The following is a 26,696-nucleotide window of genomic DNA, read 5'->3' as shown; positions in this document are numbered from 1 at the left end:
TTCAGCCTCCTAAAAGCTCGGTGCCAGACGCTATCGAAGCGGCGGCCCGGCGGGGCGTCCGGGTTAGAGTCGGCTGGTGTTCGACCCCCGCGATCCCGCGTTCCTCGCCGACCCGTACCCCGCGTTCGCCGCGCTGCGCGCCGAGGGCGAGGTGCACCGGCACGATGGGCTCGACATAGCGATCACGGTGTCGCACACCGCGTCCTCCGCCGTGTTGCGGCACCGCGGGCTGGGCCGGATCTGGACGGACGCGCAGCCGCTGGAGCGCTTCGCGTCCTTCAACCTCCTGCATCGCAACTCCCTGCTGGAGAACGAGCCCCCCGCCCACACGCGGCTACGGCGCGTGATCGCCGGCGAGTTCGGCCGCGGCCACGTTCAGCGGCTGCGGCCGATGGTGGCGCGCGTCGCGGAGGCGATGGTGGAGGAGCTGGCGGGCAAAATCGCCGCCGACGGCGAGGCTGACCTGCTCGAACACCTCGCCCAGCCCCTGCCGGTCGCGGTGATTGCGGAGCTGCTCGGCATCCCGGCGGACGACGGGCCGCGGCTGGTGGCCTGGAGCAACGCCATCGTCAAGATGTACGAATACGGCCTGCCCGAGCCCGGCCGTGACGCCGCGGAGCAGGCCGCCGCCGACTTCGTCGAGTACCTGCGCGACGTGGTCCGAGGCACGCCGCGCGGCATCGTCGCCGACCTGATGGCCAGCGAACTGAGCCCGGACGAAGTCGTGGCCACCGCCGTCCTGCTGCTCATGGCGGGCCACGAGGCGACGGTCAATGTGATCGGCAACGGCGTCACCGCACTCCTCACCCACCGCGCGCAGTGGGAGCGGCTGCTGGACGACCCGACGCTGCTGGACACCTGCGTCGAGGAACTGATCCGCTTCGACGCGCCACTGCAACTCTTCGAACGCACCGCGACGGAGGACGTCGAGATCGCCGGCTTCCGCGTGCCGCGCGGCCGGAAGATCGGCGCGCTCCTGGGCGCGGCCGCGCGCGACCCGAAGGTGTTCGACGAGCCGGACGTCCTGGACATCGGCCGCACGCCCAACGCCCACCTCGGCTTCGGGATGGGCATCCACTACTGCATCGGCGCCCCACTGGCCCGGGTGGAGATCGCGGCCGCGCTGACGGCCCTGACCACGCGGCTCCCGGGCCTTCGCCTGGCGTCCACCCCTGAGCTCCGCCCGGAATTCGTCATCCGCGGCCTGCGAACCCTGCCGGTAACCATCTGAGACGACAAGCTTCCGCGGGTGTCGGGCGTGCGGCTGTGGGGGCCGCGGCAGTTGGGTGGGGACAGCTCGATCCGCCCCGGATCAGTCCGCGGCAGCTCAGCCCGTGACAGCTCGGTCCGAAGCAGCTCAGTCCGGAGCAGCTCAGTCCATGACAACTCGGCTCACGACAGTTAGGCGTGCAGCTGTCCGGTCGCTCGGACCCACAGCACCAGGCCCTGCATCAGCTAGATCCGCGGCGGCCCTGCCCACAGCCGTCACAGCCCGCGGCTGCCGTTCACCTGGCTGTCGGGGACGTGCGGGCACCGTCCCCGGCACCGAGGTGTGGGTCAGCGGATTCCGTCGAACAGGTCGTCCTCGATGCCCGGTGTGGTGGGGACGTTCGTGGCCGCCAGGTGGTAGTCCTCGAAAGGCCAGGTGGCGCGTTCGACATCCCGGGAGTGGGCGAAGAACGGGTGAGCCGGGTCGGACTGGCTGACGTGGGCGCGCAGGGCCTGGTCACGGACGTCGAAGTACTGCTCGCAACGGATCTTCGTCGTGACCGCCAGCCCGTCGGTCGGCGGTAGTTCCTCGAGGACCGGGCCCATCAGGGACTCCTGGCCTGCCGCCAGCGTCGCGTCGTGCATCGCCTGGAACCACGCGCGGCTGAGGGTGGCCTGGTAGTACAGCTTGCGCGGCTCGCCGTTGCCCACAGCCTCGAAGGCCGCGCGCGTGACCTCGTGGGTCCGGATGTGGTCGGGGTGTGGATAACCTCCCGTTTCGTCATAAGTGATCACCACCTGTGGACGGAACTCGCGCATCAATTCCACCAACGGCCGCATCGCGTCCTCAATGGACAGTCGCGCGAAGCAGCCGTCCGGAAGCGGCTCGCGGAGGCCGGAGTCGACATGGCCGAGGAACCGTTGGCGCACACCGAGAATCTCCGCCGCCGCGGCCATCTCGCGGCGGCGGACGGCAGTCAGGTCCGCCCACACCTCGGGCCGGTCCAACGCTGGGTTGAGCACATCGCCGCGTTCACCGCCGGTACAGGTGGCGACCAGTACGTCGACGCCCTCGGCGGCGTAGCGGGCCAGGGTGGCCGCGCCCTTGCTGGACTCGTCGTCGGGATGGGCGTGGACGGACAACAGGCGGAGGGTCATTTCCGCACTCCCTTCGGGAAGAAGACGGCGGGCACGAGGCTCAGCACGGAGAGCCCGAGCGCCCAGGTGAACGTGGTGCCGAACGCGCCGGCGCCGCCCGGCTCGGAGTGCAGGACCGCGACAAGGAGCGCGGTCCCCAACGACCCGCCGATGCGGTTGACGACGTTGATCGCGCTCGCCGCGCGTGGGATGCGGCTGCGGTCGAGGGAGCTGTAGAGCATCGTCATGCCGGGCGTGGTCGTCGCGCCGAGGCCCAGCCCACGGACCAGCAGTGACATCGCGAGTAACAGTGGGCTCGGCCCATCTCCGAGCTGTGTGAACGCGATCGTCCCCAGCAGCGACAGCCCGACACCAGCCAGCATCATCGTGCGTGGGCCGAACCTAACGAGCAGCTTGCCACCCGCGAGCAACACCACAGCCGAACCGAACGCCTGCGGTGCGAGCAGCAGCCCGGCAGTGAGGGCGCTCGTGTGCTCGACCTGCTCGTAGTACAGCGGGAGCAGCAGCATCGAGCTGTACAGCGACGCGCCGAGCAGGAACGTGCTCGCACTCGCGACGGCGAATTCCTTGTGGGAAAACAACTTCAGGTCAAGCAGCGGGGCACGGGCGGTTCGCGCATACAGACCGTATGCAACGAGGAGAACGGCACCAACGATCGCGAAGACGCCGCTACCGTCACCCAGGCCGTAGCCGAGTGCGCCGAGGCCGGGCGAGAGGAGCAGCAGGCCACGGACGTCGAGCGGATCGCGCCTGACCTCGCATTGGGTCGCATCCGGCCCCGCCGACATGGCCGGTCTCACCTGCACAGCCGGTCCCACAGTCACAGCCGAGCCCGCCGACGCAGCCGATCCCGTCTGAACGGCCGATCCCGCCGACGCCACCTGTCCCGGTTTCACATCCACAGCCGATGCCGCCGACACTGCCCGCCCCGCGTGCACATCCACAGCCGATCCCGCCGGTACAGCCGGATCGCGAGCGCCGACGCGGGCCAGCTCGTGAGTCTCGATCGGTTCGGCCGATGGCAGGAGACGGAGCGCGAGGACGAGCGTGGCGACGCCGAGCGGCACGATGCCGAAGAACAGCCACCGCCAGCCGAGGCCCTGCACCAGCACGCCGCCGAGTAGCGGGCCGAGGACGGGCGCCACGGTGGCCGGCAACGTGATTACGCCGATCATCCGGCCCAGCTTCGGCCCCGCGGCCTGCGCGAACAGTGCCTGGCCGACCGGCTGCATCAGCCCGCCGCCCAGCCCGTGCAGGACGCGGAACAGGATCAGCGCCGGCGCCGACCACGCGAAACCGCACAACAACGTGCCCGCGGTGAACAACGCGACCGCACCGACCCAGACGTTCTTGCCGCCGAAGCGGTCCGTGAGCCAACCGGACAGCGGGATCGTGAGCGACGCGGCCAGCAGGTAGGCGCTCGAAACCCACTGCACCGTGGTGATCGAGCTACCCAGGTCGTGGGCGATCGAGCCGATCCCGACGGAGACGATCGTCGCGTCGAGGATCGACAGCACCGCGCCCATGATCAGCACACCGCCCAGGCGCCACAGGTGAGCGTCGGCGCGACGAGTGGTCATCTGAACCCCCAGTTCATTAGGTCGGACCTGAGATTAGGTCGAACCCATTTACTAGGTCAAGCACAAAATTAGGTCGAACCTAGTAAGATGGCGGCATGAGCACAGGACTCAGAGAGCAGAAGAAGCAAGAGACCAGGCAGAACATCTCGCACGTGGCGACGCGGCTGTTCATCGATCGCGGGTTCGACGTGGTGACGATCGCCGAGGTCGCGGAGGCGGCGCGCGTCGCCAAGATGACGGTGACCAACCACTTCGCGAGGAAGGAGGACCTGGTCTTCGACATCCGTGCGGAGTTCGTGGTGTGGCCGGCCGAGCTGGTGCGGCAGCGGCCGTCGGGGACGGCGTTCGAGGCGATTCGCGACGGGTTTTTCGCGGCGCTCGACGAGCGAAGCGCGCTGTTGGGCTTCGCGGACGTCGCATTCGTGCGGATGATCCGGGACAGCGAGCGGCTGGTGTCGGCGCTCGCGGAGATGCACCTCGACCGCGAACGGGAACTCTCCGCCGCCCTACTGGACCGCGATCCGCGCGGCGACATCCTGCCGCGCGCGGCGGCGGCGCACCTGACGTCGGTGCTGCGGCTGCTGTTCGACGACGTCTGGGACCTGACCTTTGCGGACGCCGCGGACCTCGTGGCGCGGGTGCGGAAGTCGGCGAAGAAGGCGTTCGACCAGCTGGAGCCCGCGCTGGGGGCGGTCTGACCTACTCACGGCCAGCTGCTCGGACACTGTGGCGGCCGGTCAGTGCACGGCAGGAGGTGGGTGCGACCCAGCGGACGGCACCGCGTGGGCGGGCTTAGGTCCGACCCAACCGGCAGCGCGGCATGGGTGGGTTTGGGTCCAACCCAGCCGACAGCGCCACGTAGGCGGAAGTTGGGTCCGACCCAACAACAGCTCCGGGTGGACGGGTTGGGTCCGACCTAACGGGTCAGCCCAAGCGGATAGTGCACAGCTCAAAGGGGCGAACGTCGGGAAAACTGTGGAGAAGCGCGGACCCGGACTAGGTCCGACCTAGCGAGCTGCGCCGACCGGGCGGGTGGTGTGCAGCTCGGGCTCCGGGGCGCCGTCGATCTTGAGAACGCGCAGGTTGCGGAGGCGGTCTGGCGCGATGGGCATCAAGAGGTGGGAGAAGCGGCGGACCAGCAGCCACGTGATGATCGCCAGCCCAGCGGCGGTGAGATCGGTGATCGCGACGAGGACGACGCTGTCGGCCATCGCCTGGACGCCCGGGCGGAGCCGCCAGACGATCGTCACGGCGAGCAAGATCCAGTTCACCAGCCAGGCGCCCCACCAGGCGAGCACGAGCCGCGACGGTTTCGGGCGGGCGTCTCGCGGACGGCGCAGCACGGCGTGCTCCAGTTCGCCGACCACGGAGAGCGCGAGCGGCAGGTTCGCCACCGGCACCAGCACCCCCACGAGTACCTGCCAGACGGGCCGCGGCGGGTCGTCGCCGGATTCGTCGGCGGCGGCGTGGCGTGCGACGAGCAGCCACCACACCGACAGGCCCGCCGGCAGCAGCGACAGGATCGTGGTGAGCAGCCCCGCGGTGACGACGACGGCGTCGGAGTACGCGACGACGGACGTGTTCAACGCGGAATCACGGCTCTGGACCAGCAGGACGTACCGCCAGATCTCCGAGCCCGCGGCCACGACGGCCAGCACCGCGAACGTCCACAGGATCGTGCCAAGGCTCCGTGCGAGGACCGGGATGCGGTCGATGGGCCGCACCTCGCTGGACGCTGTGCCGGGCACGGCCGTCGGGCGGCGCCACACGAGGTTCGGGAAGCCCCAGCGCGGGGGCACGGGGTACGACGGCGGCCCGCTGTACGGCTCGACGGCCACCGCCCGCCGCCGCGGCCACGCCCCCGGCGGCGGCGACGCGACCCAGCGCAAGCGCGCCCGCGGCGGCCTCGCCGACGGGTGGCCGGGGGAGAACGGATCGGCCCGCGGCCGGGCGGGCGGCTGCGCCGGCTGGCGGTAGACGGGCTGGTGCGGCGCCGAGGTGAACGGGACCGGCTGCGCGGCGGGGGCGCCGGAGTACGCGGGGTAGCCGGGCGCGGGGGCGTAGCCGGGCGCGGCGGTGGGGTCGCCGGAGTGGTTTTGGGGCGATGCGGGGTTGTAGGCAGACGCAGCCGAGTTACCGGGGTGCGCAGGGTGACCGGGCGCCGAGGTATAGCCGGATGCGGCGGCGACCTGTGCGGGGTGCATCGTCGGGAAGGCGCCCGGGTACTGGCCGGACGGACCCGGCTGACCTGGAGCAACCGGGGCGACCGGGGCGACCGGGGTGGCTGGGTAGCCGTTCGGCGCCGCTGGGTGCTGGGTGAAGCCTGGGACCCAGCCATGCGGGTCGGAGTCGGGCTGGGTGGGTCGCGGGGCTGAGCGGGGGGCGGCAGCCGGAGCAGGTGGACCGGGAGAACCGGCAGGAGCTGAACCAACGGCAACAAAGCCACCACCCGCCGAAGCGGACTGCTCCGGCAAACCGGCCCCAGCACCATCGGCGCCGCCGGCAGCCCCAACGCCGCCAACAGCCCCACCATCACCAGCAGCCGAACTGCCGGTCCCCCGCGAACCCGGCCGGGGGTCCTGGCGGGCGGGGTCCGGCGCGGGCGCGTGGTCGGGGTGGGGGGGCTGGCCTGGGTGCATACGTCAGAGGACTTTGGGGGTCGTGTCGGGGAGGTCGGTGGTCATGGGGCGGCCTTCGCGGGCCCAGGAGTCCATGCCGCCGGCGACGTTGACCGCGTCCCAGCCGGTGGCGTTCAGCCAGGCGGCCGCGCGGGCGGAGCGGACGCCGGTGTGGCAGATGACGTACACGGGCTGGTCGTCGGGGAGTTCGGCGAGTTCGGCGACTCGGGTGGGGAGCTCGCCGAGCGGGATGTGTTTGGCGCCGGGGGCGTGGCCGGCGGCCCATTCGTCGTCCTCGCGGACGTCCAGCAGGGTCACGACGTCCTTCGGCAGGTCACGGACCTCGGCGGTCGGCAGTTCAGCAGGGCTCACCACGGTTCCATGCTGCCATGTCCAGGCGTTGCGCGCGTGTGAGGAACCGGATCAGTGCAGCTCGGCGTCGGCGCGGATGCGGCCGGCCAGCGGGTCCAGGCGGCGAGCGGCGTAGCGGACGTACAGCCAGGTGATCAGGAACGTCGACACGAACTGCAGCAGCCCCATCACCAGCCCGACCGTCACCTGGCCCCACAACCGGATGCTCATGAACCCGTGCGCATACGCCGCCAGCAGCACATACAGCAGGTACCAGCCGAGGAACAGCGCCGCCATCGGGAACACGAACGCGCGCACCTGACGGCGGAGCAGGGCGAACTCCGGACTGGCCTGGATCTGCTCCCAGTCCGGCTCCGGCTCGGTGTCCTCATCCGGCATGAGGAGATTTTCCGCCCCGGAAGGCCTACCCCGCCTGGTCGCATCAGGTGAATCACGAAAACCACTACTTGCGGTGACGCCCGCGCGCGGCCCTCGCCTTGTCGTCCGCCTGGCCGAACCGGGCGACGGCGCGGTCCTGCATCAGGCCGAGCGGGTCCGGCGCGTGCAGCCGCAGCATGATGTCGTTGACCAGCTCCGGCCGCCCGTACCGGGTCAGCCGGCTCACCACGTACGTTGTCAGGAACGCCGCCGGCACGGTGATCAGCGCCGGCTGGATCGTGTACCAGGGCGCCCAGTTGCCGGTGTACTCGCTCGCGATGTTGATGCCCAGCGCGGCCAGCACCAGCCCGCCGCCGACCACCATCCCGGCGAGCGCGCCCGGCCAGCTGAGCTTGCGCCACCAGACGCCGAGCAGCAGCAGCGGGCTGAACGTCGACGCGGCGAGCGCGAACGTCATCCCGATCGACAGCGAGATGTCCTCCGTGCGCAGCAGGAACACCAGCGCCAGCGGGCACACCGCGACGATCGCCGTGCCGACCCGGAAGTCCTTGACCCGCCCGGGAAGCAGGTCCGTCGACACCACGCCGGACACGCTCACCAGCAGCCCCGAGGAGCTGGACAGGAACGCCGCGAACGCGCCCGCCGCCACGACCGCCGCGAGGATCTGCCCGGACACGCCGGGCAACAGCGCCGTGGGCAGCATCAGCACCGCCGCGTCGGCGTTGCCGGTGACCAGCAGCTGCGGCACGTACATCCGCGACAGCGCGCCCAGCATCGTCGGAAAGAGGTAGAACAGGCCCAGCAACAGCAGCACGTGCACGGTGGTGCGGCGCGCGGCCTTGCCGTCCGGGTTGGTGTAGAAGCGGACCAGCACGTGCGGCAGGCCCATGGTGCCGAGGAACAGCGCGAAGATCAGCGAGTACGTCTGCAGCAGGTCGGTGAGGTTGCCGGACGCCGGGTGCAGCCAGGCGTCGTTCGACGCGGCCGCGTCGCTGATCACCGGCACCGGGGTGCCCGCCGCGAACTCCAGCGTGGTGCCCTCGGAGACCTTGTGCGGGACCAGCGGCGACCAGCGCGCCACCCCGCCCGCCGGGCCGTCGTCGATGCGGCCGTAGGCGTGGAAGTACGTCTCCGTGGTCACCTTCACGGTGACGTCGGCCTGCACCGAGACCTTGGTGTCCGCGGTGAACACCGGCGGCGCGGGCGCGCCCAGCGAGCGCACGCCGGCGGGGCCGCCGCCGGTGAAGAAGACCAGGCACAGCACGAACGTCGGCACCGAGATCGCGAACAGCTTGAGCCAGTACTGGAACGCCTGCACGACGGTGATCGCGCGCATGCCGCCCGCCATCACGTTGACCGCGACCAGCACCGTCACCACGACCGCGCCGGCCCACATCGGCACGGGCAGGATCGAGGCGAGCGTCAGCCCGGCGCCCTGCAGCTGCGGGACCATGTACAGGATCCCGATGAACACCACGAACGCCGTCGAGAACCGGCGCAGCCCGATCGAGCCCAGCCGCGCCTCGACGAAGTCCGGCAGCGTGTACGCGCCCGAGCGGCGCAGCGGCGCGGCGACGAACAGCATCAGCGCGAGGTACCCGGCGGTGAAGCCGATCGGGTACCAGGTCGCGTCGACGCCCTCCTTGAGCACGATCCCGGCGACGCCGAGGAACGACGCCGCGGACAGGTACTCGCCCGAGATGGCGGCGGCGTTGCGGCGCGAGCGCACCGTGCGGCGGGCGACGAGGAAGTCGTGGGTGGTGGTGGCCGAACGCGAGGAGCGGTGCCCGAGGTAGTAGGTCGCCAAAGCGACCAGCACTACGCCGGTCAAGGCCCACGGGTTCAGCTGCACGGCTCGAATCCTCGCACGTGCGCGTGGTCCGGTCATGCCCGCTACCGGGGCTTTCCGGTCCCTGCGCTCAGTTTTCGATCATGTCGACGAAGTCGCGTTCGTGCCGTTCGGCCAACCGGTTGTACCAGAGGCCGACGGCGAAGAGGAACGGGAACGGCAGGACGCCCAGCAGCAGCCACGGGATCGGGATGCCGATGACCGTGAACCGCGAGAACGACGGCAGCGCGTAGAACAGCACCGGCAGCGCGCCGAGCGCCGCGACCACGAACAGCGCGAGCAGCACCGACGTCCGCAGCTGCACCTTCACCAGGTCGCGGACCAGCAGCTTTCCCCAGCTGGTCTGCTCCTCCAGCTCCATCCGCGCCTGCATCCGGCCGGACGAGGCGCGGGAGTCCGCGAGGACCACGCGCTGGCGTTTCGGCCGTTCGTGGGCGGGCTCGGCCGGGCGCAACGGCTCGGGCGCGGGCGGCACCGACTCGACGACGGCGCGGTCGTCCGGCTTCCGGCCCAGCGTCGGGTCCGGTTTGCGGACGCCGTTCGCGAGCCGGTGGTAGGGGTCTTCGGACGGGGCCACGATCGGGGGCTAGCCGCCCCGGCCGGAGCCGACCAGCCGGTCCTTCAGCGCGCGGGTGTGCCGCCGGCTGACCGGCAGCACCTTCTCCTCGTTGCCGATCACGACCTGGTAGCCGCCCTGCCCCATGCGCAGCTCCGTGATCAGCGGCAGCGCGACCAGGAACGACCGGTGGATCCGGACGAACCCGGCTTTCTCCCAGCGTTCCTCGAGCTGGGCGAGCGGGATGCGGACCAGGTGGCTGCCCTCGGTGGTGAACAGCCGGGCGTAGTCGCCCTGCGCCTCCACCCAGCGGACCGACGAGCGCGGGATCAGCTTCGTGGTGCCCGCGAGCTCGACGGGGATCACCTCGTCGTCGTTCTTCACCGGCTCGCCCGGCCCCTGCCCGGGCGGCGGGCCGGCGGCCACGGTCAGCTTCTCGCGCACGCGGGCGACCGCGCGGTCGAGCCGGTCCTGCTGGAACGGCTTGAGCACGTAGTCGACGGCGCCGAGGTCGAACGCGTTCACGGCCTCCTCGGCGTGGCCGGTGACGAACACCAGCACCGGCGACGGGGTCATCGCCGTGATCACGCGCGACATCTCCATCCCGGACAGACCGGGCATATCGATGTCGGCGAACACAGCGTCGACGGTCGGGCGGCCCTGGGCGCGCCGGGCCACCAGTTCCGGGTCGTCGTGCGAGAACAGGCGCAGCGCGTCGGAGGCGTCCAGCGCCTTGAAGACCCGGGCGACGTACGGGTTGTTCTCGAGACGTTCGGTCAGCATGGCCAGGCCGTTCGGCTCGTCGTCCACCGCCAGGACGATGAGCTTCCGGGTGTCGTCGTGAGCACTCACAGTGAATCGCATCCTGCCCATTGCCGAGTGCAATGTCCAGTCCCGCCCCGGGCATCTGCCCCGAAGTGGTCCGCGAACGACCCCTTTGCCCGAAGCACGGTCACGCGCTCAGCACGGTTCACAGGGCCAACAGAGTTACCCCGAGTGTGCGCAGGCGCCCGTCGATCCCGGGCAGTGCGCGCAGGTGCGGGGTCCGGCTCACGTCGTTGACCACCGTCAGCACGGCCTGCACGCGTACGCGCGCCTCCTGCGGCCCCATGTCAGGACGGGTTTCGCGCAGCAGCCGCACCCACGCGGCGATGTAGTCGTGCTGTGCCTGCCGCATCCGGTGACGCTCGGGCGCGTGCGCCACCTCCGCCACGAGCACCTCGACGACAGCGTGGTGTGTCAGGGAGTAGCCGACGTACGAGCCGAGCAGCTCCCGTAGCGCGGCGTCCGGCGAAGGCTGTTCGAGCGCCTTCGCCAGCCCGAGGTTGAGCTGCTCGGCGCCGTCGAGCATCGCGGTGAGCAGCAGCTCGTGCTTGCTCGCGAAGTGGTGGTAGATGCTCGGGCCGGCGATGCCCGCGGCCGCGCCGATCTCCTCGATCGCGACGCCGTCGAACCCGCGCTCGGCGAACAGCCGGATCGCGGCGTCGAGCAGCACCTCGCGGCGGGAGTCCGAATCAGGGCCGGAGCTCGCCGAGACCACAGCCGCTGAAGCCACCGCGGCCGGCGCTCCGGACAGGTCCACGTCGACCACGGCCGTGACCACCTCCCGCAGCAGGCCCACGTACTCCTCACGCGGCAGCTCCACGCGCTGGAACGAGACGCTCATCAACGCGCCGAGCACGGTCCACGCCAGCAGGCCCGACTCCTCGGCCGTCAGCTCGCGCCGCCGGTCGCGCAGCACGCCCGCGAGCCAGGAGGCCAGGCCGACGAGCGGCGCGACCAGCTTCTCCCGCTCGTCCGGGTCCAGGTGCCGGCATTCGCGCTGCCACAGCACGCCGAGGCCGCGGTGGTCGAGGACGGTGTCGGCGAGCGTGCCGCAGACGTCGGCCGAGCCGTCGACCGCCTCGCGGATGGTGGTGAACGCGTCGAGCACCACGGCCCCGAGCAGCTCCTGCTTACCCCGGAAGTGCCGGTACAGCGCGGACGGCCCGATCGCGACGGCCTCGGCGATGTCGCTCATCGCCACCCGCGAATAGCCGTCGCGCACGAACAGGTCCCCGGCCGCCGCGACGATCAGCGCGCGGCGGTTGCGCGGCCTGGTCCCCCTCGGGGGCGAGGTCGGCACGGCCATGGTTCTCCTCCAGCGCTCCGGACTCGTGAGTGTTTATGACGGTTAGAACCGTCATAAACACTCACGAGTCCTCAGTTCACCTGCTTGCGCTCGCCCCAGTGCTGCCGGCGCAGCTCCCGCTTGAGGATCTTGCCCGCGCCCGACATGGGCAGCGCCTCGGCGAACTCGAAACTACGCGGCACCTTGTACCCGGCGATCGCCTCCCGGCAGAAGTCACGCAGCTCGGCGTCGTCGGCCCGCTGCCCGTCCAGCAGCACGACCACGGCGTGCACGCGCTCGCCCCACCGGTCGTCGGGCACGCCGATCACCGCGCACGCGGCCACCGCCGGATGCTTGGCCAGCGCGTTCTCCACCTCGGCGGAGTACACGTTCTCGCCGCCGGAGACGATCATGTCCTTGATCCGGTCGACCACGAAGACGTAGCCGTTCTCGTCCATGTAGCCGCCGTCGCCGGTGTGCATCCAGCCGCCGCGCAACACGGTCGCCGTCTCCTCGGGGCGGTTCCAGTAGCCGAGCATCACGTGGTCGCCGCGGCTGACCACCTCGCCGACGGTGTGGCGCGGCACCTCGTTGTCGTCCGGGTCGACGATCCGCACTTCGGAGTGCGGCGCGGCCCGTCCGGCGGAACGGCGCAGCGACGGGTTCTCGTGGTCGGCTGGCAGCAGCAGCGTGGCGACGGGCGAAAGCTCCGTCATCCCGTACGCCTGGGTGAACTCCGCGTCCGGGAACGTCTTGCGCGCGCGTTCCAGCACCGCCTCGGAGATCGGCGACGCGCCGTAGACCACGTGTTTCATCGAAGACAGGTCGTACTTCGGCGCGTCGGGGTGGTCCACGAGCAGCTGGATCATGGTGGGCACCAGCAGCGCGTCGGTGATCTGCTCGCGGCTGATGGCTTCGAGCACGCCGATCGGCGTGAACGACGGGACCATCACCTGCGTCGCGCCGACCAGCTGGCCCGAGGCCCACGACGCGCCGTCGGCCAGGTGGAACATCGGCGCGGAGTGCAGCAACCGTCCGCCCGGCGTGTGGAACGTGCCGGTGGCGAGGCTGCCGATCGCGGACGTGAACAGGTTGCGGTGGCTGAGCATCACGCCCTTGGGGGTGCCCGTGGTGCCGCCGGTGTAGTAGAGGCCGAGCAGCTCGTCGCCGCCGCGCCGGGCGTCCTCGATGGGCTCGGCGGCGGCGATCAGCTCCTCGTAGGAGAGCATCCCGCCGGGCGCGGCGCCGTCGCCGAGATGGACCACTGTGGACAGTCCGGGGAACTTCTCCCGCAGCTGCGGGACCATCGGGACGAAGGTGTCGTCCACGAGCAGGATCCGCGTCTCGGACTCCTCCAGCGCGTACGCGATCTCCGCGGCGCTCCACCGGACGTTGACCGGGTTCAGCACCGCGTCCGCCCACGGCGTGGCCAGCAGGTACTCGTGGTAGCGGTCCGAGTTGAGGGAGAGGATGGCGACGCGGTCGCCGGAATCGATGCCCAGCCCGCGCAGCGCGCCGGCCAGCCGGGCCACGCGGTCCGCCACCTCGGCGACCGTGCGCACGCGGTCGCCGAACACCGTCATCGGCTGGTCCGGGCGCTGCTGCAGGGCCTGGTGCAACGTCTGCGTGAGGTACATGGCCGCTCCTTTGCGGTTCAGAACCCTCCGGCACAGACGAGCGTCTGGCCGCTGACGTAGTCGGATTCGGGTTGGCACAACAGGTAGACCGCGCCGGCCGCCTCGGCGGGCGTGCCCGCGCGGCCGAGCGGGACGGACTGCTCCAGCTGAGCCAGCAGGTCCGGGTTCACGCCGACGCGGATCTCCCGGCCCTGGACGTCGATCGTGCCGCCGGTGTCTGCGCTGGTCTCGGTGAGCCGCGTGCGGATCAGTCCGAACGCGACAGTGTTGACGGTGACGTTGTAGCGGCCCCACTCCTTGGCCAGCGTTTTCGTCAGCCCCGTGACGCCCGCCTTGGCGGCCGCGTAGTTCGCCTGGCCGGCGTTGCCGTCGAGCCCGGCGATCGAGGAGATGTTCACGACCTTGCGGCACGGCACGGGCCCGCCGTCGGACTTCGCGCGCTTCACCGCCGCCGAGATCACCGGCTGGGCCGCGCGCAGGATGCGGAACGGCGCCTTGAGGTGCACGTCGAGGATCGCGTCCCACTGCTCGTCGGTCATCTTCTGGACCACCGAATCCCAGGTGTAGCCGGCGTTGTTGACGATCACGTCGAGGCCGCCGAAGCCGTCGACGGCCGTCTGCACGAAGCGCTCGGCGAAGCCCGTCTCGGTGACGCTGCCGGTGCAGGCGAGCGCGCGGCCGCCGGATTCCTCAATGGCGGCAACGGTTTCCTTCGCCGGGCCGTCGTCGAGGTCGTTCACCACCACGGCCGCGCCGTCGCCGGCCAGCTTGAGCGCGATCTCCCGGCCGATGCCGCGGCCCGAGCCGGAGACCAGCGCGACCTTCCCGTCCAGCTTGCCCATCAGTGCCCTTCCGTCGCGATGACCGCTTCGCCGGTCAACGTGGTGGTGCCGTCCGCGAGCCGGACGGTCAGCTCGACCGTGGCCTCGCCGTCGCGCACCGCCGTGACGACGCCGGTGCACACGGGCTCGCCGTGCACCGGCGTGATCGCGGCGAACCGCACGGCGAACGACCGGATCCGCTCCTGCGGCACCCAGTCCGTGAGCAGCCGCCCGAGGTAGGCCATGGAGAGCATGCCGTGGGCGAAGACGTCTTCGAGGCCGGCGGAGCGCGCGACGTCGAGGTCGAGGTGGATCGGGTTGTGGTCCCCGGAGGCGCCCGCGAACAGCGCGAGTGTGGTCCGGGAGATGGGCGAGGCTTTGAGCGGTGGAAGCTGCGTGCCGACGTTCACCGCGCCTCCCGCACCACGATCACGCTGGTGAGGTCCGCGACGGCGCCGCCGTCCGCGCGCGTCACGGCCGTCTCCTTGACGACGAACTGCAGCGCGCCGCCCTTTTTGGCGTAGATATCGGTGATCCGCGGGCTCAGCACGAGGGTGTCGCCCGCGCGGGCCGGCGAGTGGTAGACGAACTTCTGCTCGCCGTGCAGCACGTTGCGCAGGTCGACGCCGAGGTCGGCGAGCCAGTCGAACGGGTCGGGCCGCTCCAGTTCGAGACCGAAAAGGAACGTCGGCGGCACGGTCTCTGTCGCCTCGCCGCCGGTCGCCTCAGCGAAGAACCGCAGCCGCCCGGCGTCGACCGTGACGGTGACCGGCGGCAGCTCGCGGCCCACGGCCGCGGCGTCGATCACCGGCCGGCCTTTTCGTACAGCGTGACGACGGCCGCGCCGCCGAGGCCGATGTTGTGCTGCAGCGCGAGATTCACGCCGTCCACCTGGCGATCGCCGGCCTGCCCGCGCAGCTGCCAGACCAGCTCGACAGCCTGCGCCAGGCCGGTCGCGCCGAGCGGGTGGCCCTTCGACAGCAGGCCGCCGGACGGGTTCGTCACCACACGACCGCCGTAAGTGTTGTCGCCGGCCAGCACGAACTTCTCGGCCGTGCCCTCGGGAGTGAGGCCGAGCGCCTCGTACGACAGCAGCTCGTTGGCGGTGAAGCAGTCGTGCAGCTCCACCACCCGCACGTCGCCCGGGTCGACGCCGGCGTCCTCGTACACCTGCGCCGCGGCCGCCTTGGTCATCTCGTAGCCGACGATCGCGAACATGCTCTCCGCGGCGTTCGTCGACGGCAGGTCGGTGGCCATCGCCTGCGCGCGGACGGCGACCGACGCGTCGAGCCCGTTCCGGCGCGCGAAGTCCGCGCTGGTCAGGACCACGGCGGCGGCCCCGCAGGTCGGCGGGCAGCACTGCAGGCGGGTCAGCGGCCCGGCGATGTGCGGCGACGCCAGCACTTCCTCGATGGTCAGCGGCTCGCGGAACACGGCGTACGGGTTCGCGGCGGCGTGCGCGCGGGACTTCACGGTGATCTTCGCGAACGTCTCGGGCGCGGTGCCGTACCGCTCGGCGTACTCCGCGCCCGCGGCGCCGAAGTACTGCGCGGCCTTCGGCGCGTCCGGCTCCAGCGGGCGGACGCGGGCGGCGAGCGCGTCGAACCGGTCGAAAAGCGTCGGGCGGTCGGTGTACTGGGCCGTGAGCGCGCCGCGCTGCATCTGCTCGAAACCCAGCGCCAGCACGCAATCCGCGGCGCCGGACTCGATCGCCTGGCGCGCGAGCCACAGCGCGGTCGAGCCGGTCGAGCAGTTGTTGTTCACGTTCACCACGGGCAGCCCGGTCTGGCCGACGCGGTAGAGCGCGGCCTGCCCGGACGTCGAATCCCCGTAGACGTAACCGGTGTACGCCTGCTGCAGCTGCTCGTACTCCAGGCCGGCGTCGTCGAGGGCGGCGCGGACGGCCCGCTCCCCCAGCACGTCGTACGGCTCGCTGTGGCGCGGCGTGGTGAACGGGACCATCCCGGCCCCGACGACGCGTGCCTGCTGGTTCACGGCGCCTCCCTAGCGTTGATTCACATAAGCTAGCGCCAATTCACTTAAGCAGGCAAGGGCCAACGGCTCCCCGGCCTCGCGCAAACCGGGGAACGGGAGGCCGGGGGAACCGGAGTGGCAGTCGCCTCAGAGGCCGAACCGGGACCAGGCGGCCTTGGTGGTCACGGCGTCCAGCAGCGCGGTCGCCGCCGCGGGCGCGCCGATGCCGAGCCGCGCGAGCAGCGGCTTCTTCGGCTCCGCCACGGAGATCTCGGCGTCCGGGTACCGCTCGCCGATGATCTGGCGCAGCGAGCCGAGCCCGTCGATCAGGCCGAGGTCCAGCGCCTTCTGCCCGAGCCAGACGTCACCGGTGAACAGGTCCTCGGCGGCGTCCAGCCGGTCGCCGCGGCGCTCCTTGACCCAGTCGACGAACAGGTCGTGGAGCTGGCCGTGCATCTTCTTCAGCCACTCGACGTCCTCGGGCTTCTCCGGGCTGAACGGGTCGAGCCGCGACTTGTTCGCGCCCGCCGTGTGCAGCCGCCGCTCGATGCCGAAGCGCTCGAGCAGGCCGGTGAAGCCGAACCCGCCGCTGATCACGCCGATGGAGCCGACCATCGACGTGCGGTGCGCGAAAATCTCGTCGGCCGCGCAGGCCAGCCAGTAGCCGCCGGACGCCGCGACGTCCTCGGCGAAGGCGAGCACGGGCACGTTCTTCTCGTCCGCGAGCTGGCGGATCCGCTCCGCGACCAGCCCGGACTGCGTCGGCGCGCCACCCGGCGAGTTGATCAGCAGCGCCACGGCCTTGAGCCGGTCGTAGCCGAACGCCCTGGTCAGCGCCGTCTCGACGGTGGCGAGGTTGATCGAGCCACGCGCCAGCGGCGAGGGCGAAGGCGTGATCACACCGTGCAGCTTCACCACGGCGACCACGTCCTTGCGCTCACCCCGGTCACCGAGCACGGGCAGGCGGGAGGTCAGCTTGTCGGTAACGCTCATCCCGCCAGGCTAGCCACCTCGTGAGTGTTGAGGACGGTTAGAACCGTCCTCAACACTCACGAGCGGGCTGGGTCAGAGGGCGGGCAGCATGCCCGAGCGCGATCCGTTCACACCGTTGTGCTCGACGGAGTCGTCCTCGTCGGCGCCGCCCTGCTGCGGCACGTCGGCCGAGTAGTCCGGCATGTTCGGGCGGACGCCGAGCTTGAACTTCGGCACCCGCAGCGTCACCTTCATGCCCGCGCCGGGCGCGGTGTCGACGGTGAGCGCGTAGTCCTCGCCGAAGACCTGGCGCATGCGCTGGTTGATGTTGCCGAGGCCGACGTGGGCGCCGGTGCGGTGCGCGTTCTTCAGGTCGGTGAGCTGGCGCGGGTCCATGCCGATGCCGTCGTCCTCGACGCTGATCAGCGCCTCCATGCCGTGGTCGTGCGCGATCACGGTGACGCAGCCGCCGCTCGGCTTGCTGGCGAGCCCGTGCTTCACGGCGTTCTCCACCAGCGGCTGGATGATCAGGAACGGCACGACCACGCTCAGCACCTCGGGCGCGATCTTCATCCGGACCTCGAGCCGGCCGCCGAAGCGGGCGTTCTCGATGGTCAGGTAGCGGTCGATGTTGCGCAGCTCCTCGGCCAGCGTGGTGTACATGCCGGAGGTGCGGAACGAATAGCGCGTGAAGTCCGCGAAGTCCTGCAGCAGCTCCCGGGCTTCTTCCGGGTCGGTGCGGATCAGCGCGGAGATCGTGTTCAGCGCGTTGTAGACGAAGTGCGGCGAGATCTGCGCGCGCAGGGCCTTGATCTCGGCCTGCTGCAACTGGTTCCGGGACTCTTCGAGCCGCGCCAGCTCGAACTGCGTGCAGACGAACTGCCCGACGGCCTCGGCCATCTGCACGAGCTTGCCCCGCGTGCGCCCGACGACGATCAGCGTCGCCTCGGCCTCGCCTTCGACCAGTATCGGCACGATCGCGGCGGTTTTCATCTTGCAGGTGCCGCGGTGGTTGCACGGCATCCGGTTGTGGTCGGCGACGGCGCGGCGGTGCTTGCGCAGCGCGGTGCCGATGTCCTCGACGAGGTCGAAGTAGTGCTCGGTGGCCTCGCCCGCCCAGGAGAGCAACGTGCCCTCACTGTCGGTGATGCCGACGGCGAGGCAGTCGAGCACCTCGAGCAGCTCCGCCGTCATCCGGTTCGCGGCCTCTTCGTCGAGCCCGGCGCGCAGGTTCGGCGTCGCTTTCGACATCCGGTGCACGGCCTGCAGCACAGCGTCCTGGATCACGCCCTTGGGCCGGCGCACGCGGAAGAGCAGCACGAGGACCGCGGCCGTCAGCAGGCCGACGAAGACCCACGGGACGACCTGCGCGTACGGGAAGGCGGACACGACGTCCATGCTCTGCGCTCGACCGACCGGGTGCAAGGCCTGCTCCCCCACTTTCTGTCCGGATCTGACGACCGAGGGTGGGCAAACCCTACCGATCCCCGGCCGGGTAGCGCACGGTCACTGGCGGTGACCAGCTCGTTTCCACCACGGCCGCTTCGGCCTCGGCGCCGAGTCGTGGATGCGTTCACGCAGGAACGGCTCCACGGGCTGCGGCTCGGCGAGCAGGCGCCGCACGACCGGGCTGGTGCTCTCCGTGACGCGCGGAACGCCCCAGTTCTCGAACGCGACGACGGTGAGCTCCGCGAAGTAGGTGTCCCACGGCCGCACCTCGTTGAGCAGGTGGCCGCCGAACGTGAAGCCGACCCAGGCGTCGCCGCCGGCGCGCGCGGCGTCGTTCACGCGCTGGCCGTCTTCGGGGGCGAGGCCGAGCCAGACGCCGAGGGTCGACGTGCGGCCGTCCTCCAGGCCGATCGGCAGGATGACGCGGACGGCCGCGCCGTGGTCCTGGCTGAAGAGGAACGCGTCGGAGCTGAACTTCAGCGTGCGCTTCCGCCCGGCCTCCGACAGCTCCGCGATCGGGTCGGGCCAGGCGAAGTTCCAGGCCAGGTTGTCGGCGGGCAGGGTCTGACCGCAGCAGTGGCAGGTGATCGTTTCGGGCATGACGGGTCCCTCGCGGCCGGTGATCTCGTGCGGGGATTCGGCGGCGGCCGGCCCGGTGTTACTTCAGCAGCCGCGACATCCGGCGGTCCGCGAGCGGCTTCCCGCCCGTCTGGCAGGTCGCGCAGTACTGGAAGGACTTGTCGGCGAAGGAGATCTCGCGGATGGTGTCGCCGCAGACCGGGCAGGGCAGGCCGGTGCGGGCGTGCACCCGCAGGCCCGAGCGCTTCTCGCCCTTGAGCCGGGCCGCCTTCTGGCCCACCGAGCGTTCGACGGCGTCGCTCTCGATGTCGTGGATGGCGGCGGCCAGCGTCTCCAGCGTGCCCTCGTCGAGCTTGCCGACCGTGGCGTACGGGGAGAGCTTGGCCTTGTGCATGATCTCGTCGGAGTAGGCGTTGCCGATGCCCGCGATGAGCGACTGGTCGGTGAGCGCCCACTTCAGCCGCGTGCCCTTGCCCGCGAACAGCTCACGCAGCTGGGACGCGTCGAGCGCCAGCGCGTCCGGGCCGAGGCGCGCGACGCTCGCCACCTCGCCCGGGTCCTTCACCACCCACACGGCGAGGCCCTTTTTCGTGCCGGCCTCGGTGAGGTCGAACCCCGGGCCGGTCGCGGACTCCAGGTGCACCCGCAGCGAGATCGGCCCCTTGCCCGGCTTCAACGGCGCCGGCGCCAGCTGGTCCGACCAGCGCAGCCAGCCCGCGCGCGCCAGGTGGACGACCAGGTGCAGGTCGCCGAGGACCACGTCGAGGTGCTTGCCGTGCCGCGTCGCGCCGGTGATCTCACGGCCGTGCAGGTCGGTGTACGGCGGCATCGCCGTCTTCAGGACGCTGAGCGAGGCGACGTCGAGCCGGAACACGGTGGCGCCCACGGCGTTCTCGCGCAGGTGATGAGCCAGTGCTTCGACCTCGGGCAACTCGGGCATGCCACCAGTCTCTCCCGCGGCGGCCGTTCGAGCCAGGTGCTATTCGACCGGGTGCAGCGGTCCTTCGAAGTCCGGCAGCGAGTGCTTCTGGATCGTCTTCGAGATCCGCTTGACCTCGCCGGTCACCGTGAACATGCCCCGGATCGTGCCGACCCAGCGCTCCGACGGCCGGTCACCGGTGACGTCGCCCTCGGTCTCGGCGACCACCGTCCACGGCCGCCGCAGGATCCAGCGCAGCGGGAAGAACAGCAGGATCAGCACCAGGGCCAGGAACACCCACGCGGGGACCCGGACCTGTTCCGGCGTCCACACCACGAGCACCACCGCGAGGAACGCGGTCACCACGATCATCGCGATCCCCGGGCCGTAAGTCCCCGCGACATCGTGTTCGAAATCGTCCGCCGTGACCGGCGCACGCCATTCCATCTGGGCACGGACCACCCAGTCGCGGCCGTCCTCGCCGCGCACCAGCCGGTTCATCCTGTTGCCTCCCGGGCGACGCTCGAACTAAGGCAACGCTACCGTGACGGGGCCCCGCGGCGCGAGGTGGTCACGTAGCGTGGCGAGAGGTTTGCCCGGTTTCCGCTGCTCAGGGAGTTGCGGACGAATCGGAATCGGCCGAACCGGTGACATCTTCCGAGGTAGTGCTTCCCGAGGTCTGGGAACTCACGGCCTCCGAGTGCCACGTCGACTTCTTCTCGGTGCCCGAAGAATCCGACGAATCCGACGAGGAATCCGAGGACTGCGTGGACTTCGCCGGCGTCGAGTCCTCCGCTGACGTCGAGGTGCCCGTAGGCGTCGGCGTGGTCGTCACCGACGGCGGCTCGTAGCTCGGCGGCAGGTAGTCCGCCGGCGGCGGCGCCCACGTGCTGTGGAGCGTCGGCTCGCCGTCGCAGCCCGTGTCGCTCGAGCTGGGCTGATCCGTCTGGGTGTCCACGCGCGGGTCGGTCGAGCTCTCGGTGCTCATCGTCGAGTTCACGGTCGAGTGCGTGCCGCCGGGCAAGTCGTCACGCGGCGAGCCGTCGGACGATGACTGGCCGGGAACCGACGACCCGATCCCGGCTGGCGCGTTCGGCACGGCGTTGGCGCCCAGCTCGGCCCCGGTCTCGCCGTGGTAGCCGGCCAGATGCTGGTGCTGCGGCCGGGCCGTGCCCTGCAGCTCGCCGGTGACGATGCGCGGACCCTGCTGGACCTGCGGCGGCGGCTGGACGCGCGACGCGGGCGGCTGCAGCGCCAGCTCCGGCGCGCCACCGCCCAGCCCGACGTTCTGCATCGGGTGCGTGCCGAAGACCACCGGCCCCGCGGTCACCCCGACTACCCCGGCGGCAGCCGCCGAGACCAGCGCGAGGCCGACCTTCACCTTGGAACCGAACAACACGCTCTTCACGGTCGCGGCCAGCCCGGTCGCGCCGCCGAGCCCGCCGGCCAGCGCGGGCAGGGCGAGCACCAGCACCCCGGCGTGCGCGCGCAGCGAAGAACAGACGTCACGCAGCTCGTCCTGCGTCGAACGGCAGGAAGGACAGCCCAGCAGGTGGGCCTTGATCCGCTCGGCCTCGGCGCCGGTGACACTGCCGGCGGTGAACCCGCCCAGCTTCTCCACGACGGCGCGGCACGAATCCGGCCCCTGGTTCACGGAAAGGTGCGCCTGCAGGTACGCGGCACGCAGCCCCTGCCGGGCGCGGCGGGCCAGCGCCGCCGTCGCGTTCGCGCTCAGGCCGAAGTGCGGGGCGACCATGGCGGGCTGCTCGCCCTCGACCTCGGTCTGCCACAGCACCGTCCGCCACCGCTCGGGCAAGCTGGTGAACGCCGTGGTGATCAGGCTGTGCTCCGCGGTGCGCGCGTGCGTGTCCGCACCAGCGCCGGCGCGGAAAGTCAGCTCGTCGTCAGTGACCGGGACGTCGCGGCGCGCACCATGCCACTCCCACGACACCCGCCGGGCGACGGTCAGCAGGTACGCCCGCACGTAGTCGCGCGGACCCGCGCCACGGCGCAACGCCTGCAGCACCCGGAAGAAAGTCTCGGCCGTGATGTCTTCGGCCTCGGACCGGTCGGAGGCGAGACTCTGCGCGAGTCTGCGTACCGCGGCCGCGTGCAGCTCGAACAACTCCCCGAACGCGGCGTCCTCGCCGCTGCGGAGCCGCTGCAACAGTGCCTGCTCGTCGGATTCCGAGGCCGCTGGTGGCGGCGCCGTGCCCAGCTCGGTCATCCGGCAAGGCACCTCCTCCCCCGAAGGAATCACCGTTCGGTCGAATGGGGACACCATACGGAGGGAAAAGCCCGTCGTCACCCCTTGTACGCCCGATGTGACACCGAAGCACCGGGTCGAGTCACACCGATCCGCAGGCCGGGCCCCCTGAAAGTGGCAGAAGACCCGCCGTATAGAGTGTTCTCACGCACTGAGCAAGCAGCGGTGCACGCGGATGTAGCGCAGCTGGTAGCGCATCACCTTGCCAAGGTGAGGGTCGCGGGTTCGAATCCCGTCATCCGCTCGGGGTAGAGGGGACCATGTTCGCAAAAAGCGCGAACATGGTCCCCTTCGCCATATCTCCCGGGGGCCGAGCCCCCGGACCCCCACGGTGCGGACGGTGCCGAACCAGCACGGGTGAGTGTCGTAGCCCCGGCCCCCACGGTGCGAGCGGTGTCCGAACCAGCGTGGGTGGGTGTTGTCATCCTCGCCCTCGCCCTCCTCTTTCCTGCAGCGCGCGAAGTGTTGAGCCGGTTTGGGTGAGTTGTCCCGCTGGGGTGGCGGTTGGGGTAGTGGATGGGGCCGGGTGGGGGTAGCGGATTGCGTCTCGGGTTGCGGCGTTTAGTGGTCTGAACCATTGCTGGATGGGTTCACACTCTGTGACACACTCTGTGAGAGGAGTCACATGCGTACGAAGAAGGTTCTGGTGGCCATGGTCGGCGCCCTCGCCCTTCCGCTGGTGTGGACCGGTGTCGCGTGGGGGCACGGCTATACGACGGCGCCACCGAGCCGCGCGTACAACTGTTCGATCGACGTCGTCAGCGACTGCGGCGACATCCAGTACGAGCCGCAGAGCACGGAGGGGCCCAAGGGCTTCCCCGACGCCGGGCCCGCGGACGGCCAGATCTGCTCCGCCGGCATCGACAGATTCGCGCAGCTCGACGACATGCGCGGCGGCACCTGGCCGACCGTCCAGCTGACCAGCGGCGGCACTTACACCTTCAAGTGGACGCTCACCGCCGCCCACGCCACGACGTCCTTCCGCTACTTCGTCACGAAGGACGGCTGGGACCCGACCGCGCCGCTGACCCGGGCGCAGCTCGACCTCACCCCGTTCCTCAGCGTGCCCTACAACGGGAAGCAGCCGCCGACGAGCGTGGCGCACACCGGAACGCTGCCTTCGGGCAAGTCGGGGCGGCACATGATCGTCGGGGTCTGGGACATCGCGGACACCGGTAACGCCTTCTACCAGTGCGCGGACGTCACGTTCTGACCGAGCCGCCCGCACCGGACCGGCCGGTTCCTCCGGGATCGGCCGGTTCGGCCGAGGTTTTCACCGTGTGTTCCCTGTTCGTTCCCCCCGACAGCCCTTTCCGAATGACCGGAGCGCAACGAGGGTGACAGCCATGACCGAACTGACTCGCCGCCGTCTTCTCGGCTCTGCCGCCGGGGCCGCCGCCACAGCCGCCGCGGCCACGCTGCTCCCGCCCAGCGTCCAGAAAGCACTGGCCCAGGGCGCCCCCAAGCACGGATCGCTCAAGGACATCGAGCACGTCGTGCTGCTGATGCAGGAGAACCGGTCGTTCGACCACTACTTCGGGACGCTGTCCGGCGTCCGCGGGTTCAACGACCCGCACGCCGCCAAGCTGCCGAACGGCAAGCCCGTCTTCTACCAGCCGGACAGCCAGAACCCGGCCGGCTACGCGCTGCCGTTCCACCTCGACACCCACGCCACCAGCGCGCAGAAGATCCCGTCCACCTCGCACGCCTGGCAGGTGCAGCACGACGCGCTCAACGGCGGCAAGATGGACAGCTGGCTGCCGGCGCACCGCAAGGCCGACGGCAAGAACGGCCCGTACGTGATGGGCTACCACACCCGCGCCGACCTGCCGTTCCAGTTCGCGCTGGCGGAGGCGTTCACGATCTGCGACGCCTACCACTGCTCGGTGCTCGGCCCGACCTGGCCGAACCGGATGATGTGGATGACCGGCACGGTCGACCCGGACGGCGAGCACGGCGGCCCGATCCTGGACAACAACGCCCCGGCCGGCGGCTACACCTGGACCACCTACGCGGAGCGGCTGCAGGCGGCCGGCGTGAGCTGGAAGGTGTACGAGCAGAGCGACACCTACGGCTGCAACATGCTGGAGAACTTCGCGAACTTCAAGAACGCCCCGGCGGACTCGCCGCTCGCGGTCAACGGCCTCACCCACCGTCCCGAGGGCCAGTTCGAATACGACGCGCGCAACGACAAGCTGCCGACGGTGTCGTGGATCATCTGCACCTCGACGGCGTCGGAGCACCCGGACTACACACCCGCCGAGGGCGCGGCGTTCGTGGCGTCGAAGATCGACGCGATCGCGTCCAACCCGGATGTCTGGGCGAAGACGGCGTTCATCCTCAACTACGACGAGAACGACGGCCTGTTCGACCACGTCATCCCGCCGGTCCCGGCGCCGGGCACGCCGCACGAGTTCGTCACCAAGACCTCGCCGGGCGGCACGAAGGGCAACGGCCTCTCCGTCGGCGGGGGCTACCGCGTCCCGGCGATCGTCATCTCGCCGTGGACCGCAGGCGGCTGGGTGTGCAGCGAGACGTTCGACCACACGTCGACCCTGCAGTTCCTGGAGAAGGTGACGGGCGTGGCCGAGCCCAACATCTCGGACTGGCGCCGCCACACCTTCGGCGACCTCACGTCGGCCTTCCGCTTCGACGACCACAAGGCCCAGCCGCCGACGCTGCCGGACACGAGCGGCCCGCTCACGCTTTCCCGCTACGAGGCGGCGAACCTGCCGGCCCCGACCTTCCCCGGCACGGGCCAGAAGCCGCCGCGCCAGGAGCCCGGCCACCGGCCGCAGACGCCGAAGCACCACTAGCTCCAGCCGATTCCGTCAAGGACTCCTTACCTGCGTTGTACGCGGGTAAGGAGTCCTTGACGGCGTTCAGGTCAGAGTTCGTAGACGTCCAGGACCGTGGGCGCGACCGGGGTCAGGTGCGTGTCGGGGTGCTCGGTGACCTGGCCGCGGGCCATGCGGTAGACGCGGAACTCGTTGTCGTGGTCGGGATCCTGGTCGTCCCAGACGTGGAGGAGGCCGTAGGAGCCCGGCGCGAGTTCGCCGACGCGGGAGAAGGTCTTGAGCAGTTCGGGGGCGATGCCGCCACCGTGCTTGTCGAAGCCGCCGAGGTGGAGCATCGGCAGGCCGGCGCTCCAGCGCAGGTCGACGAGGTCGAGTGCGTCGCTGTCGCGGATGGCCCGGTGGACCCGCTCGATGAGACGTTCGAGCAGCGCCGCGTCGTCGTCGCCGCTTGTGGTGGCGGCGATGGTCACCCAGCCGTGGTATTCGAACACCCGCAGAAGGTAGCAGCGCCGCTAGCTGCGCCAATGCTCCGGTGCACCGCGCCCGGCCGGTGGCCTCGCCGGGCCGGCGCACTTGATCTTCGCGCCGTCGGCCGGGTCGTCAGCGGGCCAGCGCGCTGGGCGAGCCGTCACGGCGCAGGACGTTGGTCAACACGCCCTCGCCATGGCGTTCGACGGCGGGGAGGAGCTTTTCGCCAAACGCGCAGAGGGTGCGTTCCCACGGGTGGCCGAGGGTGCCGTAACTGAAGTCCTCGGCGAGGAACAGGTGGTAGTCGCCGCGCGGGAAGACCGGGACCGGCCAGGCGGCGCCCTCTGCCATGCGGTGCGGCCAGAACTTGAACGACTGGTGCTGCCAGTGCAGGACCCACAGCCAGTCGTCCGGCCCGACGGAGTCCTTCAGCGCCGCCAGCACGATCCTGGCGATCTCCGGCTCGTCGACCGTGTACGGGCCGAGCCGGAACTCCGCCGACCCGCGGTCGTAGTCGCCCGCCGAAAGGTCCCAGGTCCGGGACGGCGCGGGCTCGCGGAAGCCGGGCCAGTCGTGTGCGAAGGTGCTCGGCCAGAAGCCGAGCTTGTTGTAGACCCAGTACCAGGCGGGCTCGTCGGCCACTCGCGAGAGCGGCTCCCAGGCTGCTGCGTTCACTTGTGCGACCTCGGGGTTATCGGCCGGGATGAAGACTGCGGGAAAGCTTCGTGTCCGACGCCCCGAATGTCCAGTCCAGCCGGGCCCACCGCGAATCCGTCACCCGACCGGGTGCGTTCTTTCGCAGTGGCCGTGTGCAGCCGATCTTCGCCACGGCGCGTTCGAACAGTGACGGTACGTGGTCGCGCTCCGTGACGGCCCCGGCGGGCACCCGGGGCGCACGGGAAAACCCCCGCACGCCCCGGGCGAAGATCAGCTCACACGGCCTCCTGGCGCACCCCCGGGCGCGGGTGTCCCGCATGGGCGCG

General features: G+C 70.7%; 26 protein-coding genes and 1 tRNA gene. 5 read left to right on the top strand and 22 right to left on the bottom strand.

Annotated elements, in window-relative coordinates; genetic code table 11:
• The first annotated feature begins 76 nt into the window (after positions 1-76).
• Positions 77-1,231: a cytochrome P450 gene (locus OG943_RS37445; protein ID WP_328605640.1), complete on the top strand. Its 1,155-nt coding sequence runs from the start codon at positions 77-79 to the stop codon at positions 1,229-1,231.
• Positions 1,232-1,557: 326 nt separating this feature from the next.
• Here the strand turns inward: OG943_RS37445 and mca are convergent, their stop codons facing one another.
• A complete protein-coding gene (gene mca, locus OG943_RS37440) occupies positions 1,558-2,367 on the bottom strand; it encodes a mycothiol conjugate amidase Mca (RefSeq protein ID WP_328605639.1) in 810 nt (269 codons plus the stop codon).
• Positions 2,364-3,947, bottom strand: coding sequence for an MFS transporter (locus OG943_RS37435; RefSeq protein ID WP_328605638.1), 1,584 nt, complete (start codon positions 3,945-3,947; stop codon positions 2,364-2,366). The genes mca and OG943_RS37435 overlap by 4 nt, the downstream gene beginning before the upstream one ends.
• 95 nt (positions 3,948-4,042) lie before the next feature.
• Here OG943_RS37435 and OG943_RS37430 point away from each other — a divergent pair, with 95 nt between their 5' ends.
• A complete protein-coding gene (locus OG943_RS37430) occupies positions 4,043-4,645 on the top strand; it encodes a TetR/AcrR family transcriptional regulator (RefSeq protein ID WP_328605637.1) in 603 nt (200 codons plus the stop codon).
• A gap of 309 nt (positions 4,646-4,954) precedes the next feature.
• Here OG943_RS37430 and OG943_RS37425 read toward each other — a convergent pair whose 3' ends face one another.
• From OG943_RS37425 to OG943_RS37340, 18 genes are all read right to left on the bottom strand, one after another.
• Complete coding sequence (locus OG943_RS37425; protein ID WP_328612252.1) at positions 4,955-5,836, bottom strand: DUF4328 domain-containing protein; 882 nt, start codon at positions 5,834-5,836, stop codon at positions 4,955-4,957.
• 753 nt (positions 5,837-6,589) lie between these two features.
• Positions 6,590-6,940, bottom strand: coding sequence for a rhodanese-like domain-containing protein (locus OG943_RS37420; RefSeq protein ID WP_328605636.1), 351 nt, complete (start codon positions 6,938-6,940; stop codon positions 6,590-6,592).
• Between the two features lie 48 nt (positions 6,941-6,988).
• Complete coding sequence (locus tag OG943_RS37415; RefSeq protein ID WP_328605635.1) at positions 6,989-7,315, bottom strand: DUF485 domain-containing protein; 327 nt, start codon at positions 7,313-7,315, stop codon at positions 6,989-6,991.
• A 64-nt stretch (positions 7,316-7,379) separates the two neighbouring features.
• Positions 7,380-9,167 (bottom strand): sodium/solute symporter, encoded by a 1,788-nt coding sequence (locus OG943_RS37410; protein WP_328605634.1) that lies wholly within the window; start codon positions 9,165-9,167, stop codon positions 7,380-7,382.
• 67 nt (positions 9,168-9,234) lie between these two features.
• Complete coding sequence (locus tag OG943_RS37405; RefSeq protein WP_328612251.1) at positions 9,235-9,744, bottom strand: hypothetical protein; 510 nt, start codon at positions 9,742-9,744, stop codon at positions 9,235-9,237.
• Between the two features lie 6 nt (positions 9,745-9,750).
• Positions 9,751-10,584 (bottom strand): LytR/AlgR family response regulator transcription factor, encoded by an 834-nt coding sequence (locus OG943_RS37400; RefSeq protein ID WP_328605633.1) that lies wholly within the window; start codon positions 10,582-10,584, stop codon positions 9,751-9,753.
• 106 nt (positions 10,585-10,690) lie between these two features.
• Entirely contained in the window at positions 10,691-11,851 is a 1,161-nt protein-coding gene (locus tag OG943_RS37395) for a TetR/AcrR family transcriptional regulator (protein WP_328605632.1), read from the bottom strand.
• Between the two features lie 71 nt (positions 11,852-11,922).
• The gene (locus OG943_RS37390) at positions 11,923-13,467 is read right to left on the bottom strand and encodes a long-chain-fatty-acid--CoA ligase (RefSeq protein ID WP_328605631.1); all 1,545 of its coding nucleotides are present in this window, start codon (positions 13,465-13,467) and stop codon (positions 11,923-11,925) included.
• A gap of 17 nt (positions 13,468-13,484) precedes the next feature.
• Complete coding sequence (locus tag OG943_RS37385; RefSeq protein ID WP_328605630.1) at positions 13,485-14,309, bottom strand: SDR family NAD(P)-dependent oxidoreductase; 825 nt, start codon at positions 14,307-14,309, stop codon at positions 13,485-13,487.
• Complete coding sequence (locus OG943_RS37380) at positions 14,309-14,698, bottom strand: MaoC/PaaZ C-terminal domain-containing protein (protein WP_328605629.1); 390 nt, start codon at positions 14,696-14,698, stop codon at positions 14,309-14,311. The genes OG943_RS37385 and OG943_RS37380 overlap by 1 nt, the downstream gene beginning before the upstream one ends.
• A complete protein-coding gene (locus OG943_RS37375; protein WP_328605628.1) occupies positions 14,695-15,096 on the bottom strand; it encodes a MaoC family dehydratase N-terminal domain-containing protein in 402 nt (133 codons plus the stop codon). Before OG943_RS37375 ends, OG943_RS37380 begins: the two co-directional genes overlap by 4 nt.
• Entirely contained in the window at positions 15,093-16,283 is a 1,191-nt protein-coding gene (locus OG943_RS37370) for a lipid-transfer protein (protein WP_328605627.1), read from the bottom strand. The genes OG943_RS37375 and OG943_RS37370 overlap by 4 nt, the downstream gene beginning before the upstream one ends.
• A gap of 126 nt (positions 16,284-16,409) precedes the next feature.
• A complete protein-coding gene (locus OG943_RS37365) occupies positions 16,410-17,255 on the bottom strand; it encodes a S49 family peptidase (RefSeq protein WP_328605626.1) in 846 nt (281 codons plus the stop codon).
• A 72-nt stretch (positions 17,256-17,327) separates the two neighbouring features.
• Complete coding sequence (locus tag OG943_RS37360) at positions 17,328-18,632, bottom strand: sensor histidine kinase (protein ID WP_328605625.1); 1,305 nt, start codon at positions 18,630-18,632, stop codon at positions 17,328-17,330.
• Between the two features lie 108 nt (positions 18,633-18,740).
• Complete coding sequence (locus OG943_RS37355) at positions 18,741-19,283, bottom strand: DUF2199 domain-containing protein (RefSeq protein ID WP_328605624.1); 543 nt, start codon at positions 19,281-19,283, stop codon at positions 18,741-18,743.
• A gap of 58 nt (positions 19,284-19,341) precedes the next feature.
• Positions 19,342-20,202, bottom strand: a complete 861-nt coding sequence (locus OG943_RS37350) for a DNA-formamidopyrimidine glycosylase family protein (RefSeq protein ID WP_328605623.1) — start codon at positions 20,200-20,202, stop codon at positions 19,342-19,344.
• A gap of 39 nt (positions 20,203-20,241) precedes the next feature.
• Complete coding sequence (locus OG943_RS37345) at positions 20,242-20,682, bottom strand: DUF983 domain-containing protein (protein WP_328605622.1); 441 nt, start codon at positions 20,680-20,682, stop codon at positions 20,242-20,244.
• Positions 20,683-20,791: 109 nt separating this feature from the next.
• On the bottom strand, positions 20,792-22,408 hold the full coding sequence (locus OG943_RS37340; RefSeq protein WP_328605621.1) for a sigma-70 family RNA polymerase sigma factor: 1,617 nt from the start codon (positions 22,406-22,408) through the stop codon (positions 20,792-20,794).
• A gap of 210 nt (positions 22,409-22,618) precedes the next feature.
• Here OG943_RS37340 and OG943_RS37335 point away from each other — a divergent pair.
• The 3 genes from OG943_RS37335 (at position 22,619) to OG943_RS37325 (ending at position 25,263) form a co-directional block, all read left to right on the top strand.
• Positions 22,619-22,691: transfer RNA gene (locus OG943_RS37335), tRNA-Gly, on the top strand.
• Positions 22,692-23,072: 381 nt separating this feature from the next.
• Complete coding sequence (locus OG943_RS37330; RefSeq protein ID WP_328605620.1) at positions 23,073-23,660, top strand: lytic polysaccharide monooxygenase auxiliary activity family 9 protein; 588 nt, start codon at positions 23,073-23,075, stop codon at positions 23,658-23,660.
• Positions 23,661-23,793: 133 nt separating this feature from the next.
• Positions 23,794-25,263: a phosphocholine-specific phospholipase C gene (locus tag OG943_RS37325; protein ID WP_328605619.1), complete on the top strand. Its 1,470-nt coding sequence runs from the start codon at positions 23,794-23,796 to the stop codon at positions 25,261-25,263.
• 71 nt (positions 25,264-25,334) lie between these two features.
• On the opposite strand, the gene OG943_RS37320 is transcribed toward OG943_RS37325, so the two are convergent.
• A complete protein-coding gene (locus OG943_RS37320; protein ID WP_328605618.1) occupies positions 25,335-25,736 on the bottom strand; it encodes an immunity 7 family protein in 402 nt (133 codons plus the stop codon).
• A gap of 109 nt (positions 25,737-25,845) precedes the next feature.
• Positions 25,846-26,388, bottom strand: a complete 543-nt coding sequence (locus OG943_RS37315) for a DUF2716 domain-containing protein (protein WP_177231562.1) — start codon at positions 26,386-26,388, stop codon at positions 25,846-25,848.
• Positions 26,389-26,696: the final 308 nt, after the last annotated feature.

The organism is Amycolatopsis sp. NBC_00345 (assembly GCF_036116635.1).
Lineage (GTDB): Bacteria > Actinomycetota > Actinomycetes > Mycobacteriales > Pseudonocardiaceae > Amycolatopsis.
This window is presented reverse-complemented; position numbering and strand designations above follow the sequence as displayed.

Bases quoted from the DNA above. Each gene is read 5' to 3' on its own strand.
- mca (WP_328605639.1), bottom strand. From the start codon at position 2,367: ATGACCCTCCGCCTGTTGTCCGTCCACGCCCATCCCGACGACGAGTCC.
- OG943_RS37435 (WP_328605638.1), bottom strand. From the start codon at position 3,947: ATGACCACTCGTCGCGCCGACGCTCACCTGTGGCGCCTGGGCGGTGTG.
- OG943_RS37430 (WP_328605637.1), top strand. From the start codon at position 4,043: ATGAGCACAGGACTCAGAGAGCAGAAGAAGCAAGAGACCAGGCAGAAC.
- OG943_RS37415 (WP_328605635.1), bottom strand. From the start codon at position 7,315: ATGCCGGATGAGGACACCGAGCCGGAGCCGGACTGGGAGCAGATCCAG.
- OG943_RS37400 (WP_328605633.1), bottom strand. From the start codon at position 10,584: ATGCGATTCACTGTGAGTGCTCACGACGACACCCGGAAGCTCATCGTC.
- OG943_RS37395 (WP_328605632.1), bottom strand. From the start codon at position 11,851: ATGGCCGTGCCGACCTCGCCCCCGAGGGGGACCAGGCCGCGCAACCGC.
- OG943_RS37390 (WP_328605631.1), bottom strand. From the start codon at position 13,467: ATGTACCTCACGCAGACGTTGCACCAGGCCCTGCAGCAGCGCCCGGAC.
- OG943_RS37385 (WP_328605630.1), bottom strand. From the start codon at position 14,309: ATGGGCAAGCTGGACGGGAAGGTCGCGCTGGTCTCCGGCTCGGGCCGC.
- OG943_RS37365 (WP_328605626.1), bottom strand. From the start codon at position 17,255: ATGAGCGTTACCGACAAGCTGACCTCCCGCCTGCCCGTGCTCGGTGAC.
- OG943_RS37360 (WP_328605625.1), bottom strand. From the start codon at position 18,632: ATGGACGTCGTGTCCGCCTTCCCGTACGCGCAGGTCGTCCCGTGGGTC.
- OG943_RS37355 (WP_328605624.1), bottom strand. From the start codon at position 19,283: ATGCCCGAAACGATCACCTGCCACTGCTGCGGTCAGACCCTGCCCGCC.
- OG943_RS37350 (WP_328605623.1), bottom strand. From the start codon at position 20,202: ATGCCCGAGTTGCCCGAGGTCGAAGCACTGGCTCATCACCTGCGCGAG.
- OG943_RS37345 (WP_328605622.1), bottom strand. From the start codon at position 20,682: ATGAACCGGCTGGTGCGCGGCGAGGACGGCCGCGACTGGGTGGTCCGT.
- OG943_RS37340 (WP_328605621.1), bottom strand. From the start codon at position 22,408: ATGACCGAGCTGGGCACGGCGCCGCCACCAGCGGCCTCGGAATCCGAC.
- OG943_RS37330 (WP_328605620.1), top strand. From the start codon at position 23,073: ATGCGTACGAAGAAGGTTCTGGTGGCCATGGTCGGCGCCCTCGCCCTT.
- OG943_RS37325 (WP_328605619.1), top strand. From the start codon at position 23,794: ATGACCGAACTGACTCGCCGCCGTCTTCTCGGCTCTGCCGCCGGGGCC.